Genomic DNA, 18,252 nt, shown 5'->3' with positions numbered 1-18,252 from the left:
CTCAACGCGGTATCAGGAGGGCGGCGTTGGCCTCGCTCGCGCAGGAACGCACCGCGTCGGCGGGGCTCTTGCGGCCGAGCAGCACGGAGACGACCGCCTGCCCGAGGGACTGGGAGATACGGGGGTAGGCCGGGTGCACCGGACGTACGCGCGCGGAGGCGAGCGCCTTGGTCCACACCTCAAGCCCCGGCATCTGCTCGGTGTGCTCGCGCCAGGCCGGGCGGTCCTGGCTGCGGCGGCTCAGCGGGAGGCTGCCCGCCTCGACGGCCCACCGGCTGTCCGGACCGGGCTGGTTGAGCCAGGTGACGAAGGTGCGGGCCGCGGCCTTGCGGGCCGAACCGTTGTCGAACACCGTCCAGGTGTCGGGGCCCGAGATGGTCACGGGGCGACGGCTGAAGCTGGGCAGGGGCACCACGTGGTAGTCGACCTTGGCCTGGGTGATGTCCGGCAGCTGCCAGGGCCCGGTCGGCACCATGCCCATCCGGCCTGACAGGAAGACCCGGTACATCTGCTCGCTGCCCGGCTTGGGGTCGACGTAGACGCTCTTGTCGCGCACCAGGTCCCGTACGACCTCGAGCGCGCGCACGCCCTCCTTCGCGAAGCCGATGCTGTGCCCGTCGTCGCCGATCACGTCGCCACCCAGGTCCCACACCATCGGCCACATGCGCCACACGGTGTCCTCGTCCCCCGTGCCGGGCCAGCCGGTGCCGAACCGCCCCTTGGAGGCATCGGTCAGGCGGCGCGCGGTGTCGGTGAACTCATCCCAGGTCCAGCCCGCCTCGGGCAGATCGACCCCGGCCTCGGCGAACAGCTTCTTGTTGCAGACCACGGCGAGACAGTCCAGGAGCGCGGGCACCGCCCTGACCCGGCCGTTGATGGTGACGGCCTGCCGGGCCGGCGCCCAGAAATTGCGCCACGGCGTCGGTCCCTCGCTCACCTGCGAGGTCAGGTCGACGACCTCGGGGCTGCGGGCGACGCTGGCCAGGTCGGAGCCGAAGACGTAGGCGATGTCGGGGTACGAGCCCGAGGCGAGCGCCGCCGTGATCTTCTGCAGCATGGCGTCGGCGAGCACGCCGCCGCCCATGTCGACGTTGATGTCCGGATGGGAGCGGTGGAACCGCTCGACCAGGCCCTTGATGACCTTGGCCGCGCTGTCCGTCTGGCCGTGCCACAGCTGTATGGTCACGCGCCCGTCGGGGCCGACCCCGTCCGCGGGCCCCGTGCCGCAGCCCGCGAGCGCTCCTCCCCCCGCCACGAGCGCCGCCGCGCCACCCGCGCGCAGCAGACTGCGCCGCGACGGTTCTCCCGGCGCTCGGGGTACTGCGGCCATCACTACCTCCAGGGGGTCGGTGCGCCCGTGGCGCGGGAAGGCCGTGGAACGGGACGTCACACGGCGGGGAGGGCGTGGGTCAGCAGGTCTTGCGGACGTATCCGCTGCTGCCCGCGGGCGACACGTCGACGTCGCGGCGCACGATGCTCAGCTTGTCGCCCCAGCCCGCGCAGGCCTTGCGCAGACCGTCGGCCGAGTACTCGATGACCACGACGTCGTCGCCGAACGCGGAGGTGTAGTCCCCGCACTCGTCGTACACGCCGCACTCCTCGGCGACGGCGAAGTCGAGACCGGTCTCGTCGCGCGCGTCGGCCAGCTGCGGGGTGTTCTTCTGCGCGGCGGCCAGGCCCTGCTCGTGGGCGCGCGCGGAGAGCAGCTTGACGAACGACTTGGCCTGAGCGGCCGTGAGCAGGTCCGGGAAGCGGGTGAAGGTGTCGTAGTTGTCCGGCTCGACGGCCTGGAAGCCCTTGTCGGCGCAGCCGTCGATCCAGCCGCCGACCTTGGCGGCGATCCGCTTGCGCTTGTCGGCGGTGCGGATGTCCAGGACGGCCTCGCCCCAGTCGCCGTCGTACACGACGTCGCCGTCGGCATCCCGCAGCAGCAGGTCGGAGTCCCAGTCCCCTTCATCACCGGGCTGTGCCTGGAAGGCGTTGAGGTAACAGATGTTGTACAGGCCGGGTGCGGGTGCTGCCGTCCGGTCCCGGCTGACGACCTTGACCCCTGAAGGCGGCGTGTACGCGCCGCCTATCTGGTAGTCGAACCCGGCATGAGCCGGCGGCAGCGCGACATCGGACGGGCCTGCGGACGCCGTCGAAGGGAGGGCGAGAAGGCAGGCGGCAGCGGCGGCGGTGAGGGCCGCTGACGCGGCGATACCCCTGCGCGTAACACGGTTGAGGCTCATCTCAGAGCTCCAGATATCTGAGGGCACGTCCCCGCCTCGGACACGCAAAAGGGTCCTGGCGACTTAGTCCGGGCTCATGGCCGAGGCCAACTACCGGCTAGGCGTACCTCTGCGCCGAGTGCTCGACATCGGCGTGCCAGGGAGTTAATCGAGCAGCTTCAGTCATGTCAAGAGAAGGGGACTGAGGAGCACTTGGTGAAATCGCGCAGAAACGCGCAGTAATTCTGCGAGACTCTGCTCGGAACGGCGATGGGGGACTATGCTCGCCCAGTGCTGAGAAGCGACCGCCATGCGCGGATACTTGAGCACGTCTCTGCCCAGGGCAGCGCGGACGTGCAGCAGTTGGCCGGGCTGCTCGGGGTCTCGCAGGCCACCGTGCGCCGCGACCTGGCGCAGCTGAGCGATCAGCGGCTGCTCGAGCGCACGCACGGCGGCGCGGTCCTCGGCGGCCTGAGCATCGAGGTGCCGCTCCAGCACCGGGTCGACCAGCGCTCCCCGCAGAAACAGGCCATCGCGCAGGCCGCCGCCGACCTGGTCCCCGCCGGTGCGGTGGTCGGTCTCACCGGCGGCAGCACCACCACCGAAGTGGCCCGGCTGCTCGCCGACCGCGGCCCCGTCACGATCGTCACCAACGCCGTCAACATCGCGGCGGCCCTCGTCCTGCGCCCGACCGTCACACTGATCGTGGTCGGCGGCACCGCCCGCAGCGAGAGCTACGAACTGGTCGGCCCCATCGCCGAGAAGACCCTCGCCGACCACCACACGGACATCGCGTTCCTCGGCGTGGACGGCATCAGCGCCGCCCACGGGTGCACCACGCACGACCAGTTGGAGGCGGCCACCGACCGTGCCTTCGCGGGCCACAGCAGCCGCACCGTCGTGGTCGCCGACCACACCAAGATCGGCAGGGCGACGTTCGCCAAGATCTGCCCGACCGTCGGCGTGCACACGCTCGTCACCGACACCGGCGCGCCCGGGGGCGAACTCGACGCCATCGCCGCCGTCGGCGTGCAGGTCACCGTCGTATGAGCCGCTGGACGAGCCGTCGTACGAGCCGCCTTGCGAGCGCCGTCAGTGCGCGATGGAGTCGATCAGTTCGCGGGCGCCCTGACGGAGCAGCGTCACCGCCACGGACGTGCCGAGCGTCGCCGGATCGAGCGGACCCGCCCACTCGTGGGCGTTGAGGACCGTCTTCCCGTCCGGGGTGAAGACGGTGGCGCGCAGCGAGAGATCGCCGCCCCGCTCGCAGCGCGCGTACCCGGCGATGGGGGAGTTGCAGTGCCCCTGCAGCACATGCAGGAACATGCGCTCGGCGGTCGCCTCCCGCCAGGCCTCGGGGTCCCCGAGCCCCGACACGGCGTCGATGGTCTCCGTGTCGTCCTCGCGGCACTGCAGCGCCAGGATCCCCGCGCCGATCGGCGGGCACATCGTCTCCACCGACAGGATCTCGGTGGCCACGTCCATCCGGTCGATGCGCTCGAGGCCCGACACCGCGAGCAGCAGTGCGTCCGCGTCGCCCGCGGCCAGCTTCTCCATCCGGCGCCCGGCGTTCCCGCGCATCGGCACGCACTCCAACTCCGGGTGCGAAGCGGCGAGCTGGGCGATGCGGCGCACCGAGGACGTGCCGATGCGGGTTCCCGCGGGCAGCTCGTCCAGGGTGAGCCCGCCGGGGTGGATGAGCGCGTCGCGGATGTCGTCCCGCTTGAGGAACGCGGCGAAGGTGGTGCCGGCGGGAAGCGGCCGGTCCGCCGGTACGTCCTTGACGCAGTGCACCGCGAGGTCGGCCTCGCCCGCGAGCAGCGCCGCGTCGACCTCCTTGGTGAACGCGCCCTTGCCGCCGAGCTTCGCGAGGTCCCCCATCCAGCGGTCGCCGGAGGTCGTGACCGGCACGACCTCGGTGCGGATACCGGGGTGCAGCGCGGCGAGTTCGGCGCGTACGCGCTCCACCTGGGCGAGCGCCATGGGGGAGGAACGGGAGACGATGCGGATCAGCTCAGGAGCGGACATGCGCCCCACGATAGGCGCTTGCGGCAGAGGTCTGTTAAAGGGCTCCTCGGTTCGGCCGGGAGCCCGGTGGCGGCCGGTTCCGGGGTGCGCCACGCCCCGGGCCCTCATAGCGTGAGAGGCAGTCGGCCACCGTGCCCGCGTCTGTGCAGGTCCCGGCGTCAGTCCCCTGGGAGGTCCCATGTCCGCCGCCGTCCACCAGCAGTCCCCGATCGTCCTCGAACGGATGGCTGCCACCCATCTGGCCGACGTTCTCGCTCTGGGCCGTGAGCTGTACGACACCTCGGTGAAGCCGTACACGTCCTGGTCCCTTTCGGCGATCGCCGGGCACATGGACGCCGACGCGTCCTCCTGCTGGGTGGCGCTGGACGGGGACGCGCTCGCCGGGTTCGTCCTCGGCTCGATGGGATTCGATCAGCGTACGGACTGGGGGAACCTGGAGTGGATCGCCAGTGCCCCCGCCTATCAGGGGCAGGGGGTCGCGAGCCATCTGGTGCAGGCCTGTTGCGCGACGCTGACGGCCGCCGGTGCCACCGCCGTCGTGACGGACGTCGAGTCGCGCAACACCGCGTCCGCCGCGCTGATGCGGCGCAACGGCTTCAAGGAGAGCGTGTCGGTGACTCTCTTCGTGCGTGACGCGCCCGACGCGACGGCTTGAGACGTTGAGACGTTGAGACGTTGAGACGTTGAGACGCTGACACGCTGAGACTCTGAGGCGGCCTGACGGGTGTCTCAGCCCTCCGCACAGTCCTTCCCTGGCTCCAACGGCGGCGCGTTGAGACCCAGATGGGACGTGCAGCGCGGGGTGTTCCCCGCCTCCTCGTGCCAGGACGCCGGACGCGGGCGGATGAAGACCGCCGCCGTCGCCGCCGCGAGGACGAACAGGCCCGCGCAGCCCACCGCCGCCTTGCCGAACGCCGTGTTCAGCGCGTCCGGATCCGCGTACGCCGTCCCGGAGAGGCCCACCGCAAGGGGCAGCGCGGCGACGACGAGCATCTGGGCGACCCGCGCCGCGGTGTTGTTGACGCCGCTCGCCAGGCCCGCGCGCCCCGCGTCGACCGAGGCGAGCACCGTCGCCGTCAGCGGGGCCACGAACACGCTCATCCCCAGGCCGAGGACCACGACCGCGGGCAGGACCTCCCTCACGTACGAGGCGCCGGGCTCGATCCGCAGCATCAGGAGCGCTCCGGCGCCCGCGGTCAACGGGCCCGCGACCAGCGGCAGCGTGGGGCCGATCCGCCGGGAGAGATCGCCCGCGGCGGCCGAGAGCAGCAGCATCAGGACCGTGATCGGGAGCGTCGCCGTGCCCGCCTGCAGCGCGTCGTAGCCGAGCGTCGTCTGCAACTGCACCGGCAGCATGAACAGAAGCCCGCCGATGGCCGCGTACAGGCACAGCGTCATGACGTTGGCCGCGCTGAACAGGCGGGAGCGGAAGAGGGAGAGCGGCAGCATCGGGTTGCGGCGGCGGTGCTCGACCATGACGAAGGCGATGCCCGCGGCGAGTCCGCCGAGCCCCGGCAGGAGGGCCGCCGTCTTCGACGAGTCTCCCGAGGCACCGATCAGCGAGAAGCTGATGCCCGCGAGGAACAGTGCCGCCAGGCACGCCCCTGTCACGTCGAACGGCTTCTCCGTGGCGCCCTCGGCCCGGCTCTCCGGCACATGACGGACCGCGAAGAGCACGAGCGCGGCCAGCGGCACATTGATCAGGAAGATCCACCGCCAGCCGGGACCGTCGATCAGCCAGCCGCCGAGGAACGGCCCGATCGCGCCCGCGACGCCGCCGAGCCCCGACCACGCGCCCACCGCGCGCGCCTGGTCCCGCGGCCGGAACGACGTACGCACCAGGGCGAGTGAACCCGGCGTGAGCAGCGCACCGCCGACGCCCTGCAAGGCCCGTGCCGCGATGAGCATCCCCACGTTCTGCGCGAGCCCGCACAGGGCGGAGGCGACGGCGAACCACACGACACCGATGACCAGGGTGCGCCGCCGCCCGATGCGGTCCCCGAGCGCCCCGCCGAGCAGCAGCAGCGCCGAGAGCGTGAGCATGTAGGCGCTGACGACCCACTGGAGGGACGCGATCGAGGTGTCCAGGTCACGGCCGAGGGTGGGCAGGGCGACGTTCACCACCGTGCCGTCCAGCATCGCCATTCCGGACGCCAGAACGGCACAGGCGAGGACCCAGCGGCCCCGCGCCGACGCCAGCGCGACACCGCCGTCGGGGTCGTCGGTGCCGCCGGCGCCGTCGTTCTCGGTCGCCTCCGGTACGGATGCCATCGCCCCACCGCCCTACATGTGCACCGCTCCGCCGTCCGCGTCCGAGTGGACCGGAGCTCCCCGGCGGTACAGCACGACCGTAACGAGGAGTCCGACCGCGAAGAAGACCGCCGACCACCAGTACGCGGTCGAGTAGCTCTCCATCGCCGACTGGGCCCGCACCTGCGGAGTGGGCCGCTTGCCCACGAGGTAGTTGGCGGCGGCGCTGGTCGCCAGGGAGTTGAGCAGCGCCGTGCCGATCGAACCGCCCACCTGCTGGCTGGTGTTGACCATCGCGGAGGCCACCCCCGCGTCGTGCGAGGCGACGCCCGCGGTCGCCATGCTCATCGCGGGGGCGAAGACCAGACCGAGGCCGAGACCGGCGACGAGCAGCGGCGGCAGTACGTGCGCCGCGTAGGTGCTGTGCACGTCGAGGGCGGTGAGCCAGGCCATCGCGGCCGCCGCGAGCCCCATGCCGAGCGGCACGATCGGCTTCGCGCCGAACCGCGGCACGAGCGAGTTGGTCGTGACGACCGAGATCACCACCATCACGGCGACCATCGGCAGGAACGCGAGTCCCGTCTTGACCGGCGTGTAGCTCAGGATCTGCTGGAGGTAGTACGTCAGGAACAGGAAGACACCGAACATGCCGGCGCCCGAGATGAACATCGCGAGGAACGACGCGGCACGGTCCCGGGCGAGCACCACCCGCAGCGGCAGCAGCGGATGCGCGGCCCGCGTCTGCCACCAGGCGAAGGCGGCCACCAGTACGGTGCCGACCACCAGGAATCCCCAGGTCTGTACGTCGCCCCAGGCGTGCGACTCGGCGTTCGAGAAGCCGTAGACGATGCAGAAGAGACCCGCGGAGACCAGCAGGGTGCCCGGGACGTCGAGCTTGGGCCGGTCCGCGGGCCTGCCGCCATGGAGCAGCCGGGCGCCGCCGAGCATGGCGAGCACCGCGAAGATCAGGTTCACGTACAGGCACCAGCGCCAGTCCAGATACTCGGTCAGTACGCCGCCCAGGAGCAGCCCGACCGCGCCGCCCGCGCCCGCGATGGCGCCGTAGATGCCGAACGCCTTGGCCCGTTCCTTGGGGTCGGTGAACGTCGTGGTGAGCAGGGAAAGCGCGGCAGGCGCGAGGAGGGCGCCGAAGACGCCCTGGAGGGCGCGGGCCACCACCAGCATGGTGAAGCTGGTCGCCGCACCGCCGAGGGCCGAGGCGAGCGCGAAGCCGCCGAGACCGGCGAGGAAGACCACCTTGCGGCCGACCAGGTCGGCGATGCGCCCGCCGAGGAGCAGCAGGCTGCCGAAGGCGAGTGCGTACGCGGTGACGATCCACTGGCGGTTGCCGTCGCTGAACCCGAGGTCCCGCTGGGCCGATGGCAGCGCGATGTTCACGATCGTGGCGTCGAGGACCACCATCAGCTGCGCGATCCCCACGACACCGAGGATCAGCCAGCGGTGCTCGTGGCTCCCGCCGCTGAGCTGTGGGGGAGGGGAGGCGGTGGATCCCGCGGTCCGTACCGCGTCGAAGGGTTCCGGCGGGGGCGAGCGGTCCATCGGTGCCTCCAGACGCCCCCGCCACACAAGACATCCCCGTCACACCGTAGGCGCGCTGATCGGAGCCCGCGACCGGGGCCCGGCGGGGCCGGGCCCCGGAAGAGGAACTGTCTGGTTCCGTGGGGGGACGATCAGCTCTGCGGCTCGCTGATGTTGACCATCCAGGGGATGCCGAAGCGGTCCGTACACATGCCGAACACGTCGCCCCACATCTGCTTCTCCAGCGCCACGGTCACCGATCCTTCGGCGGAGAGCTTCTCCCAGTAGCCGCGCAGCTCGGCTTCGTCGTCCCCGCTGAGACTCACCGAGAAGTTGTTGCCCGGGTTGTGCTCCATGCCCGGCGGGGTGTCGGCGCCCATCAGGGTGAAGCCGTTCGGTGCTTCCAGCATGCCGTGCATGATCTTGTCGGCGACCGGCGTGCCCTGCTGACCGGCTTCGCCGAAGGTGTGGAGGGCCAGCTCGCCGCCGAAGACCTCCTTGTAGAACTCCAGAGCCTGGCGGGCATCGCCGTCGAAGCTGAGATACGGGTTGAGGCGCGAGGCCATGAGAACCTCCGGGAACGGGGTGGACGGTCAGTTGCGCGGAGAGTAGCGCGGCGTACTGACAACGGCCCGGCGAGACCGGTCGCGAGGGGATGCGGCACGTCGTCCCTTGATGGACGGAAGTTGGACGGAAAGTCCGCTGGATGTAGGGCCCAGCCATTTGTCGGAGCCGGTTATTCAATCTTCATCAAATCCGGTCCGGCATCCGGACGGACCTCTTGTGTGCGGACTGTATGCGAAATACGTTCTGCCGTATTCCTTGATCGTCCACGATCAGCCCGGAACCACCCTGGCGGAGGTACCTACCCGTGCGCCGAAAAACGGTTGCCCTGGCGACAGTTGCCCTGGTGATGTCCACAACGGCGGGCTGCGGCTCCTTGCAGTCCTCGGCCACCGAGGTCGGCGGTGAGCGCATGACCGACGACCGTCCCGTGCGCGACGGAGGCACCCTCACCGTCGCCCTCCTCTCCGACCCGGACAAGCTCGATCCGACCCTCGCGCAGACCCTCGTGGGCCGCACGGTCTTCGCCGGGATGTGCGAGAAGCTCTACGACATCGACGAGCACGGGACCGTGATCCCGCAGCTCGCCACCGCCCTGCCCAAGACCTCGAAGGACGGCCGCACCGTCACCTTCGGCCTGCGCAAGGGTCTGAAGTTCAGCGACGGCACGAAGCTGGACGCGGCCGCCGCCGTCACCTCGCTGCTGAGGCACCGCGACCTCGCGGGCTCGGCGCGCGCCACCGAACTCGCCCCGCTCGCCGACGCGGAGGCGACCGGACCGTACACGGTGAAGCTCACGCTCAAGCAGGCCTACGTCCCCCTCACCGCCGTCCTCGCGGACCGCTCCGGCATGGTGATGTCACCCGCCGCGCTCAAGAAGTACGGCAAGAACTTCACCAACCACCCCTCCTGCGTGGGCCCGTTCAAGTACGTGGAGCGGGTCGGCGGCGACCGCATCGTGCTCGCCAAGGACCCGAACTACTACGCGGCCGACAAGGTCCACCTCGACAAGGTGATCTACAAGCCGATACCCGACGGCAACGTCCGCCTGGCCAACCTGCGCTCCGGCGACATCCAGGTCGGCGACCAGATGACACCCGTCGACGTACGCAGCGCCCTGACCGAGCCCAAGCTCCAGCTCTTCAGCTCGCCCTCGCTCGGCTACCAGGGCATCGGCTTCAACGTCGGCAACGTCAAGGGCCTCGGGGAGAAGCCGGGCCGCATCGACACGCCTCTCGCGCGTGACCCGCGGGTCCGCGAGGCCTTCGAGCTCGCCATCGACCGAGATGTCATCAACAAGGTCGTCTTCCAGGGCATGTACGAGCCCGCCTGCGGTCCCGTCTCGCCCGAGTCCGCCATCGCGCCCGGCATCAAGGCCTCGGCCTGTCCCGAGCGCGACGTCGCCAAGGCCGAGCGGCTCCTCGAGGAGGCCGGGGTGAAGACCCCCGTCCGCATCGAGTTGAAGGTGTCCACGGCGCCGGAGTTCAGTCGGCTCGGCCAGGTCATCCAGGCCATGACCAAGGAAGCCGGGTTCGCCGTCACGCTGCGCCCCACCGAGTACGCGACGATGCTGGAGGAGACCGACTCCGGCCGCTACGACGCCTTCCTCAGCGGCTGGTCGGGGCGGCTCGACCCGGACGGCAACATCGCCAGCTTCCTCCAGACGCGCGGCGCGATGAACGCCTACGGGCTCTCGGACCCGGCGATCGACAAGCTCGTCGAGCGGGGCCGCGCTGAGGCCGACCCGGAGGAACGCGCCGACATCTACGGCGAATTGACCCGGCGCGCCCAGGAGCGGCGCGGGCTCGTCTACCTCTATCGGCAGAAGAACTACGTCGTCACCGGCAAGGACGTCGCCGGCGTCCGCGTCTACAGCGACGGCCTGGTCCGCGTCACGACTGCGGGGTACGCCCGATGAGCCTGAGCCCTCCCCGCACGAACCCACCGCGCCTCAGCCCCATGGCGTCCTATCTGCTCACCCGGGTCCGGCAGTCCCTCATCACGCTCGTCCTGGTCAGCATGGTCGTCTTCGCCGGCATCCGCGCGCTGCCCGGCGACCCGGCGCTCGCGCTCGCCGGTGAGGAGCGCAGCCCCGAGGCGCTCGCCGCGATCCGTGCCAGCTACGGCCTCGACGACAACATCGTCGTCCAGTACGGGCGGTTCATCGGGCACGCCGTCACCGGCGACCTCGGCACCTCCTCACGCACCGGCCTCCCCGTCGCCGACGCGATCACCGCTGCCCTGCCCATCACCCTCGAACTGGCCGCTCTTTCCCTGCTCCTCGCGGTCGTGGTCGGCATCGGCGCGGGCATCGTCGCCGCCGTGCGGCGCGGCAAGCCGGAGGAGTGGCTGGCCAACGCCCTCGCGCTCCTCGGACTCTCCATTCCCACCTTCTGGCTCGGCATCGTCCTCGTCCTCGGACTCGCCATCGCCGTACCGGTCTTCTCGGCCTCCGGATACGTGCCGTTCGCCACCGACCCGCTCGACAACCTGCGCCGCATGGTGCTGCCCTCGATCGTGCTCGGCTCGGGTCTCGCGGCCGTCGTGATGCGCCAGACGCGGGCGGCGATGCTCGACTCGCTCTCCGCCGACTACGTGCGCACCGCACGGGCCAAGGGCCTCTCACGGCGCGAGGTCATCGGCGGGCACGCGTTGCGCAACTCCCTGGTCACGGTCGTGACCGTGCTCGGTCTCCAGCTCGGCCACCTCATCTCCGGCGCCGTCGTCACCGAGCAGATCTTCGTCCTGCCCGGCTTCGGCAAGCTCACCATCGACGCCGTCTTCACCCGCGACTACGCGACCCTGCAAGGCGTGGTGCTCTGCACATCCGCCGCGTACATCCTCATCAATCTGCTGGTCGACGTGGCGTACTCGGTCATCGACCCGCGCATCCGGCTCGGAGGTGCCCGGTGACGACAGCGGTGCTCACCACATTGGGGCGGATACGTTCCGCGAGCGCGGGCAGCGGCAAGCTGCGCGCCCTGCGCAAGAACCGGCTCGCCATGACCGGTGGCGTCATCGCCGCCGTGTTCGTCCTCGCGGCGCTCTTCGCGCCGCTGGTCGCGCCCTACGACCCCGCGCGCCCCGACTTCGCGAACGCCCTCGCCGCGCCCGGCTGGTCGCACTGGCTGGGCACCGACGACCTCGGCCGCGACCAGCTTTCCCGTGTCGTGTACGGGGCGCGGGCGTCCATGCAGGTGGGCGTGGTGGCGGTGGCCCTCGCCTTCGTCGTGGGCGTACCCCTTGGGCTGCTCGCGGGCTACTACGGCAAGTTCACCGACAGCGTGGTCTCGCGGCTCACCGACACGATGCTCGCGTTCCCCTTCCTGGTGCTCGCCGTCGGCCTCGCCGCGGTGCTCGGCCCCTCGCTCACCAACGCGACCATCGCGATCGGGATCTCGCAGATCCCGGCCGTCATCCGCATCACCCGCGCGGAGACACTGAGGCTGCGACACGTCGACTACGTGGCCGCTGCCGTCGCCAATGGAGGCGGCGACGCCACCGTGCTCTTCCGGCACATCCTGCCCAACGCCACCTCCGCGCTGATCGTCCAGGCGACCGTCGGCATCCCCGCCGCGATCATCGGCGAGGCGCTGCTCAGCTTCCTCGGCCTCGGCGTGCAGCCACCGGACGCGTCACTCGGCGTGATGCTCTCCGGAGCCCAGTCCTTCCTCGCGCCCGCGCCGTGGATGGCGGTCTTCCCCGGACTCGCCGTCGTCGCGGCCACCCTGGCGTTCAATCTGCTCGGCGACGGCCTGCGGGACGTCCTCGACCCCCGAGGAGCCACCCGATGACCGAGCCAGTACTGAGCGTGCGCGACCTGTCGGTCTCCTTCCGCTCCGACACCCGTACCGTGCACGCCGTCGACCATCTGTCGTACGACGTCGCACCGGGCGAAGTGCTCGCGGTGGTGGGCGAGTCGGGGTGCGGCAAGTCCGTCACGGCGATGGCCGTGATGGGACTCCTGCCGCCCACCGCGCACGTCGACGGGTCGATCAGGCTCGGCGGGGCCGAGCTCGCGGGCGCGAGCGAGAAGGAGCTCGGGAAGGTCCGCGGCAAGGACATCGCCATGATCTTCCAGGAGCCGATGACCTCGCTCAACCCGGTCCTGACCATCGGCCGGCAGATAGGCGAGGTGCTCCGGCGGCACCAGGGACTGTCGAAGAAGGAGGCACGCGCGCGCGTCGTCGAACTCCTCGACCTGGTGGGCATCCCGGCCCCCGCCCAACGCGTCGACGAATACCCGCATCAGCTCAGCGGCGGCATGCGGCAGCGCGTCATGATCGCCATCGCGGTCGCCTGCGACCCGTCCGTACTGATCGCCGACGAGCCGACCACCGCGCTCGACGTCACCGTCCAGGCGGGCATCCTCGAAGTCCTGCAGTCCCTGCGCGAACGGCTCGGCACCGCGATCGTGCTGATCACCCACGACCTCGGCGTGGTGGCCGACGCCGCAGACCGGGTCCTGGTCATGTACGCGGGACGCCCCGTCGAGCAGGCCCCGGTGCACGAGCTGTTCGCCGAGCCGCGCCACCCCTACACCCGGGGTCTGCTGAGCGCCGTACTGCGCCCGGGAGGTGAGGGCAAACGGCGCCTGCCCGAGATACCCGGCCTTGTGCCGAGCCTCGACGCACAGCCGGACGCCTGCACCTTCGCCCCGCGCTGCGCCCACGCCGACGACCGGTGCACGACGAGCAGGCCCGGCTTCAAGGCCGTCTCCCCGTGCGCCGGAGCCGATGCCGCGCACCGGGCGGCCTGCTGGCACCCGCAGGAAGCCCACGCGCTCACCCCCACCACCCAGGAGGCCGGACAGTGACCCCGACGCCCGTGCTTGAACTGACCGGCCTGGAGCGGCACTTCGCGGGCCCCGGCGGCATCGTGCGCGCCGCCGACGGCGTCACCCTCACCGTCGGCAAGGGCGAAGTCGTAGGACTCGTGGGGGAGTCGGGGAGCGGAAAGTCGACGGTCGGGCGGTGCGCCGTACGGCTCGACGACCCCACCGGGGGCACCGTCCGCATCAACGGCACGGATGTGACCCGCCTTTCGCGGCGCGCCCTGCGGCCCCTGCGCAAGGACTTCCACCTCGTCTTCCAGGACCCCTCCTCCTCGCTCGACCCGCGCATGACCGTCGGGCAGATCATCGCCGAACCCCTGCGCCTGCACGGCATCGCCAAGGGGGACGCGGCACGCGCGCGCGTGGCGGAACTCCTCGCCCAGGTCGGCCTGCGACCCGAGCACGCCGACCGGCACCCGCACGAACTCTCCGGCGGGCAGCGGCAACGCATCTCCATCGCCCGTGCTCTCTGCGTCGATCCGGATCTCCTGGTGGCCGACGAACCCACCTCCGCCCTCGACGTCTCCGTCCAGGCCTCGGTCCTCAACCTCCTCGCCGATCTGCAGCGGGACCGCGGCTTCGGCTGTCTGTTCATCACACACGATCTGGCCGCCGTGGAGTTCCTCGCCGACCGCATCGCGGTCATGTACCTCGGACAGATCGTCGAACAGGCGCCGACCGTCGAGCTGTTCGCCGACCCCAAACACCCCTACACACAGGCGCTCCTGTCCGCCGCCCCCGTGCCCGATCCGGCGGTGCAGCGCACCCGCGAGCGCATCGTCCTCAGCGGCGAACTGCCGAGCCCGCTCGCCCCGCCGCCGGGGTGCCGTTTCCACACGCGCTGCCCGCTGGCCGTCGACCGCTGCCGGGTCGAGGTGCCCGAGCTGCGCGTGCTCCCCGGCGACGGCGACGCAGACGCCGGGCGCGAGGTCTCCTGTCACCTGGTCGCCGCTGACGGAACGGCTCCGGACGCGGCCGCCGCCCCGACCCTCCGTACGATCCCCCGTACCCGCACCGCACGCTAGGAGCAGCTCTCGTGTTCACCACTAGGCCGACCCTCCAAGGCACCTTCGGCATGGTGTCCTCCACCCACTGGCTCGCCTCGCAGTCGGCGATGGCCGTCCTGGAGGACGGCGGCAACGCCTACGACGCGGCCGTCGCCGCCGGTTTCGTCCTGCACGTCGTCGAGCCGCACCTCAACGGCCCGGCGGGCGAGGTGCCGATCATCCTGGCGCCCGCCGACGGCCAGGTGCGGGTGCTGTGCGGGCAGGGCGGTGCGCCCGCGGGCGCGACCGTGGACCACTACCGCTCGCTCGGCCTCGAACTGGTCCCGGGCACCGGCCCGCTCGCGGCCGCCGTACCGGGCGCCTTCGACGCGTGGATGGTGCTCCTGCGCGACCACGGGACCAAGTCCCTCGCCGACGTCCTCAAGTACGCCATCGGGTACGCCGCTGACGGGCACGCGCCCGTGGAGCGCGTCGGCGAGACCGTCGAGACGGTGCGCGAACTCTTCGAGACCGAATGGCCCTCGTCGGCCGAGGTCTACCTGCCGGGCGGCAACTCCCCGCGCCCCGGCGAACTCCTGCGCAACCCGGCGCTCGCCGCGACCTGGCGCCGCGTGATCGAGGAGGCGGGAGACGGCTCGCGCGTCGAGCAGATCGAAGCCGCGCGGAAGATCTGGAGCGAAGGGTTCATCGCCGAGGCCCTCATACGTCAGGCGGCCCGCCCCACGATGGACACCAGCGGATCCCGGCACACCGGAACGCTGACGGCCGCCGACCTCGCCGGATGGGAGGCGAGCTACGAGGCCCCGGCGACGTACGACTGGAACGGCTGGACGCTGTGCAAGGCGGGCGGCTGGAGCCAGGGCCCGGCCTTCCTCCAGCAGCTGGCCGTGCTCCCCGCCGCCCTCGCGGACCTGCCCGCGTACGGCTCGGCCGACTACGTCCACCTGCTGATCGAGGGCTGCAAGCTCGCCATGGCCGACCGCGAGGCCTGGTACGGGGATGCGGACGGCGACGGCACGGTCCCTGTCGCCGAGCTGCTCTCCCCGGCGTACAACGAGGAGCGGCGGACGCTCATCGGCGAGAAGGCGTCGCACGAACTGCGCCCCGGAAGCCCCGGCGGGCGCACCGCGAAGATCTCCGCCCACGCCCGTGCCGTGGCCGACGGAGAGCCCGGCTTCGACGCCCTGGGACTGCCCGGAGCGGGCGCGGGCGAGCCCACTGTCGCCAAGAGCGGCACCTCACCCGTGCCCGGCGAACCGGCCGTCTCCGCGGACGGCGCCACCCGCGGCGACACCTGCCACCTGGACATCGTCGATCGCTGGGGCAACATGGTCGCGGCCACGCCGAGCGGCGGCTGGTTGCAGTCCAACCCCGTCGTCCCCGAACTGGGATTCCCGCTCGGCACCCGCCTACAGATGGCGTGGCTGGAGGAGGGCCTGCCCAACTCCCTGACGCCGGGCCGCCGGCCGCGCACCACCCTCACGCCGTCGCTCGCGCTCAAGGACGGTGTCCCGGTGATGGCGTTCGGCACACCGGGCGGCGACCAGCAGGACCAGTGGCAGGTGCACTTCTTCCTGGCGGTCGCGCTGCGCGACTCCGTACGCGGGGGCCTCGACCTCCAGGGCGCCATCGACGCCCCGAACTGGCACAACGACAGCTTCCCCGGCTCCTTCTACCCGCGCGGGATGCGCCCGGGAAGCGTCACGGTCGAGTCCCGCATGGACGAGGCCGTCATCGAGGAGCTGCGGCGGCGCGGGCACGACGTGACGGTCGGCGAGCCCTGGTCGGAGGGGCGGTTGTGCGCGGTGGCGCGTGATCCGCGCACCGGGGTGCTCGCGGCGGCGGCCAATCCGCGCGGGATGCAGGGGTACGCAGTGGGGCGCTGAGACACCTCAGCGAACTGCCGGAGCCGCCCGCTTCCCGAAGGGGAGTCACGCCCTCACCGAGAGCCTCGCCCGCCCCGCAGGTCCTGCGGGGCGGGCTCGCCGGGCGCTGTGCGCCGCGGGCGGCAGCGGTCAGGAGCGGCCGCTGGTGTTCTGTTCGTCGAGCGACTCCTCCGAGGACCGCTCCGGCTCCCTGGGGGCAGGCAGTGCCACCGTGGCGGCGGCCTCCTTGCGGCGCGCCATGGCGCCGCTCACCAGTGCGGCCATCGGCTGCACGAAGCGTGCGGTCAGCGGGCCGACGATCACGAGGATCAGGACGTACGCCGTGGCCAGCGGGCCGAGCCGCGGCTCGATGCCCGCGGTGACCGCCAGGCCCGCGATGACGATGGAGAACTCACCGCGCGCCACAAGCGCGCCGCCCGCCCGCCACCGCCCCTTGACGGAGATCTTGGCGCGTCGAGCCGCGAAGTACCCGGTGGCGATCTTCGTGCACGCCGTCACGACGGCGAGCAGAAGCGCGGGAAGGAGAACCGGCGGAATGCTCGCGGGATCGGTGTGCAGGCCGAAGAAGACGAAGAAGACGGCGGCGAACAGGTCCCGCAGCGGGGAGAGGAGGCTGTGTGCCCCCTCGGCGGCCTCGCCGGACAGGGCGATACCGACGAGGAACGCTCCCACGGCGGCGGAGACCTGGAGCTGCTGCGCGATCCCGGCGACCAGGATGGTCAGACCGAGGACGACCAGGAGCAGCTTCTCGGGGTCGTCGCTCGACACGAAGCGCGAGATCACACGGCCGTAGCGCACGGCGAGGAACAGCACGAGACCGGCGGCCCCGAGCGCGATGCCCAGGGTGAGGCCGCCCGCGGCCCAGCCGACACCGGCCAACAGGGCGGTGATGATGGGCAGATACACCGCCATGGCCAGGTCTTCGAGGACCAGGATGCTGAGGATGACGGGCGTCTCGCGGTTGCCGAGGCGGCCCAGGTCGCCGAGGACCTTCGCGATGACCCCGGACGACGAGATCCAGGTGACGCCCGCGAGGACCACGGCCGCCACAGGACCCCACCCCATGAGCAGCGCGGCGATCGCGCCCGGCACGGCGTTGAGCCCCATGTCGACGAGACCGGCCGGGTACTGGGTCTTGAGGTTGCTGACCAGATCGCTCGCGGTGTATTCGAGCCCCAGCATGAGGAGCAGCATGATGACGCCGATCTCGGCGCCGATCGCGACGAACTCCTCACTGGCGCCCAGCGGCAGAAGACCGCCCTCGCCGAAGGCCAGCCCGGCGAGCAGGTAGAGGGGGATCGGGGAGAAGCGGAACCGCCCGGCGAATCTGCCGAGCAGTCCGAGCGCGAGAATGATCGCGCCGAATTCGATCAGAAGGACTGCGGAGTGCATCGAATCACTCCCGCCCGAGTATCGCGGCGGCGCTCTCCACACCCTCGCGGGTGCCGATCACGATGAGCGTGTCCCCACCCGCGAGCCGGAAGGCCGGCGTGGGCGACGGAATGGCCTCGGCTCGGCGAAGGACCGCGACGATGGAGGCGCCGGTCTCGGTACGCATCTGGGTCTCACCGAGCACCCGCCCGTTCCAGTGCGAGGAGCCGGAGACTTCGATGCGTTCGGCGACGAGACCGAGATCGGTGGTGTGCAGGAGGTTCGGGCTGTGGTGCGAGGGCATCAGCGCGTCGATCAGCGCGTCCGCCTCACCGGAACTCAGACGCAGCGAGAGCGCGCACTCGTCCGGGTCGTCGGCGCGGTAGGCGCTGAGGGTGCGCGCGCCGTCCCGGTGCGCGACGACCGAGATCTGGCGTTGTTCTCGGGTGGTCAGGTCGTACCGGATACCGATGCCTGGGAGTGGCGTCTGGCTGAGACGTGAAGCGGACACAGCTCTTCCCCTAGTTGCTGATTGGCTGATGGGCGTCAATACGGCGTTAAGG

16 protein-coding genes are annotated in these 18,252 nt (G+C 71.2%); 8 read left to right on the top strand and 8 right to left on the bottom strand.

Features of this window, described 5'->3' with window-relative positions; translation table 11 throughout:
• Position 1 precedes the first annotated feature (1 nt).
• Positions 2–1,330, bottom strand: a complete 1,329-nt coding sequence (locus ACZ5CR_RS16135; protein WP_468857771.1) for an ABC transporter substrate-binding protein — start codon at positions 1,328–1,330, stop codon at positions 2–4.
• Positions 1,331–1,409: 79 nt separating this feature from the next.
• Positions 1,410–2,231 (bottom strand): endo alpha-1,4 polygalactosaminidase, encoded by an 822-nt coding sequence (locus ACZ5CR_RS16130; protein WP_468857770.1) that lies wholly within the window; start codon positions 2,229–2,231, stop codon positions 1,410–1,412.
• A gap of 270 nt (positions 2,232–2,501) precedes the next feature.
• On the opposite strand from ACZ5CR_RS16130, the gene ACZ5CR_RS16125 reads away from it, so the two are divergent.
• Positions 2,502–3,260, top strand: coding sequence for a DeoR/GlpR family DNA-binding transcription regulator (locus ACZ5CR_RS16125; protein ID WP_468857768.1), 759 nt, complete (start codon positions 2,502–2,504; stop codon positions 3,258–3,260).
• Between the two features lie 42 nt (positions 3,261–3,302).
• Here ACZ5CR_RS16125 and hemC read toward each other — a convergent pair whose 3' ends face one another.
• Positions 3,303–4,238: a hydroxymethylbilane synthase gene (hemC, locus tag ACZ5CR_RS16120; RefSeq protein WP_468857766.1), complete on the bottom strand. Its 936-nt coding sequence runs from the start codon at positions 4,236–4,238 to the stop codon at positions 3,303–3,305.
• 178 nt (positions 4,239–4,416) lie between these two features.
• On the opposite strand from hemC, the gene ACZ5CR_RS16115 reads away from it, so the two are divergent.
• Positions 4,417–4,893, top strand: a complete 477-nt coding sequence (locus ACZ5CR_RS16115) for a GNAT family N-acetyltransferase (protein WP_468857765.1) — start codon at positions 4,417–4,419, stop codon at positions 4,891–4,893.
• 74 nt (positions 4,894–4,967) lie between these two features.
• On the opposite strand, the gene ACZ5CR_RS16110 is transcribed toward ACZ5CR_RS16115, so the two are convergent.
• The 3 genes from ACZ5CR_RS16110 to ACZ5CR_RS16100 all read right to left on the bottom strand — a co-directional run bounded on the left by ACZ5CR_RS16110 (position 4,968) and on the right by ACZ5CR_RS16100 (position 8,593).
• Positions 4,968–6,509, bottom strand: coding sequence for an MFS transporter (locus tag ACZ5CR_RS16110; protein WP_468857764.1), 1,542 nt, complete (start codon positions 6,507–6,509; stop codon positions 4,968–4,970).
• A 12-nt stretch (positions 6,510–6,521) separates the two neighbouring features.
• Positions 6,522–8,048 (bottom strand): MFS transporter, encoded by a 1,527-nt coding sequence (locus tag ACZ5CR_RS16105; protein WP_468857762.1) that lies wholly within the window; start codon positions 8,046–8,048, stop codon positions 6,522–6,524.
• Between the two features lie 131 nt (positions 8,049–8,179).
• Complete coding sequence (locus tag ACZ5CR_RS16100; RefSeq protein WP_468857760.1) at positions 8,180–8,593, bottom strand: VOC family protein; 414 nt, start codon at positions 8,591–8,593, stop codon at positions 8,180–8,182.
• Between the two features lie 347 nt (positions 8,594–8,940).
• On the opposite strand from ACZ5CR_RS16100, the gene ACZ5CR_RS16095 reads away from it, so the two are divergent.
• The 6 genes from ACZ5CR_RS16095 to ACZ5CR_RS16070 are packed head-to-tail and all read left to right on the top strand — an operon-like array spanning position 8,941 to position 16,318.
• Entirely contained in the window at positions 8,941–10,509 is a 1,569-nt protein-coding gene (locus tag ACZ5CR_RS16095) for an ABC transporter substrate-binding protein (protein WP_468857822.1), read from the top strand.
• A gap of 41 nt (positions 10,510–10,550) precedes the next feature.
• Positions 10,551–11,504, top strand: coding sequence for an ABC transporter permease (locus ACZ5CR_RS16090; RefSeq protein ID WP_468857759.1), 954 nt, complete (start codon positions 10,551–10,553; stop codon positions 11,502–11,504).
• A gap of 8 nt (positions 11,505–11,512) precedes the next feature.
• Positions 11,513–12,385, top strand: a complete 873-nt coding sequence (locus tag ACZ5CR_RS16085; protein WP_468857821.1) for an ABC transporter permease — start codon at positions 11,513–11,515, stop codon at positions 12,383–12,385.
• Positions 12,382–13,407: an ABC transporter ATP-binding protein gene (locus ACZ5CR_RS16080; protein ID WP_468857758.1), complete on the top strand. Its 1,026-nt coding sequence runs from the start codon at positions 12,382–12,384 to the stop codon at positions 13,405–13,407. The genes ACZ5CR_RS16085 and ACZ5CR_RS16080 overlap by 4 nt, the downstream gene beginning before the upstream one ends.
• Positions 13,404–14,450, top strand: a complete 1,047-nt coding sequence (locus tag ACZ5CR_RS16075; protein WP_468857756.1) for an ABC transporter ATP-binding protein — start codon at positions 13,404–13,406, stop codon at positions 14,448–14,450. Before ACZ5CR_RS16080 ends, ACZ5CR_RS16075 begins: the two co-directional genes overlap by 4 nt.
• Before the next feature lie 11 nt (positions 14,451–14,461).
• A complete protein-coding gene (locus tag ACZ5CR_RS16070) occupies positions 14,462–16,318 on the top strand; it encodes a gamma-glutamyltransferase family protein (protein WP_468857754.1) in 1,857 nt (618 codons plus the stop codon).
• A 129-nt stretch (positions 16,319–16,447) separates the two neighbouring features.
• On the opposite strand, the gene ACZ5CR_RS16065 is transcribed toward ACZ5CR_RS16070, so the two are convergent.
• Positions 16,448–17,710 carry a cation:proton antiporter gene (locus ACZ5CR_RS16065; RefSeq protein WP_468857753.1) on the bottom strand — a complete coding sequence of 421 codons (1,263 nt, stop codon included), beginning with the start codon at positions 17,708–17,710 and terminating at the stop codon, positions 16,448–16,450.
• Between the two features lie 4 nt (positions 17,711–17,714).
• Complete coding sequence (locus ACZ5CR_RS16060; protein ID WP_383282674.1) at positions 17,715–18,200, bottom strand: cation:proton antiporter regulatory subunit; 486 nt, start codon at positions 18,198–18,200, stop codon at positions 17,715–17,717.
• Between the last annotated feature and the right edge of the window lie 52 nt (positions 18,201–18,252).

It is taken from the genome of Streptomyces sp. NPDC031274 (assembly GCF_055570235.1).
The sequence above is the reverse complement of the archived record's forward strand: the minus strand, read 5'-3'. Positions and strand labels throughout refer to the sequence as shown.

What these genes read in the sequence shown, in the direction of transcription:
- ACZ5CR_RS16090 (WP_468857759.1), top strand. Translation starts at nt 10,551, where the DNA reads ATGGCGTCCTATCTGCTCACCCGGGTCCGGCAGTCCCTCATCACGCTC.
- ACZ5CR_RS16110 (WP_468857764.1), bottom strand. Translation starts at nt 6,509, where the DNA reads ATGGCATCCGTACCGGAGGCGACCGAGAACGACGGCGCCGGCGGCACC.
- ACZ5CR_RS16100 (WP_468857760.1), bottom strand. Translation starts at nt 8,593, where the DNA reads ATGGCCTCGCGCCTCAACCCGTATCTCAGCTTCGACGGCGATGCCCGC.
- ACZ5CR_RS16135 (WP_468857771.1), bottom strand. Translation starts at nt 1,330, where the DNA reads ATGGCCGCAGTACCCCGAGCGCCGGGAGAACCGTCGCGGCGCAGTCTG.
- ACZ5CR_RS16095 (WP_468857822.1), top strand. Translation starts at nt 8,941, where the DNA reads ATGTCCACAACGGCGGGCTGCGGCTCCTTGCAGTCCTCGGCCACCGAG.
- ACZ5CR_RS16105 (WP_468857762.1), bottom strand. Translation starts at nt 8,048, where the DNA reads ATGGACCGCTCGCCCCCGCCGGAACCCTTCGACGCGGTACGGACCGCG.
- ACZ5CR_RS16130 (WP_468857770.1), bottom strand. Translation starts at nt 2,231, where the DNA reads ATGAGCCTCAACCGTGTTACGCGCAGGGGTATCGCCGCGTCAGCGGCC.
- ACZ5CR_RS16065 (WP_468857753.1), bottom strand. Translation starts at nt 17,710, where the DNA reads ATGCACTCCGCAGTCCTTCTGATCGAATTCGGCGCGATCATTCTCGCG.
- ACZ5CR_RS16115 (WP_468857765.1), top strand. Translation starts at nt 4,417, where the DNA reads ATGTCCGCCGCCGTCCACCAGCAGTCCCCGATCGTCCTCGAACGGATG.
- hemC (WP_468857766.1), bottom strand. Translation starts at nt 4,238, where the DNA reads ATGTCCGCTCCTGAGCTGATCCGCATCGTCTCCCGTTCCTCCCCCATG.
- ACZ5CR_RS16080 (WP_468857758.1), top strand. Translation starts at nt 12,382, where the DNA reads ATGACCGAGCCAGTACTGAGCGTGCGCGACCTGTCGGTCTCCTTCCGC.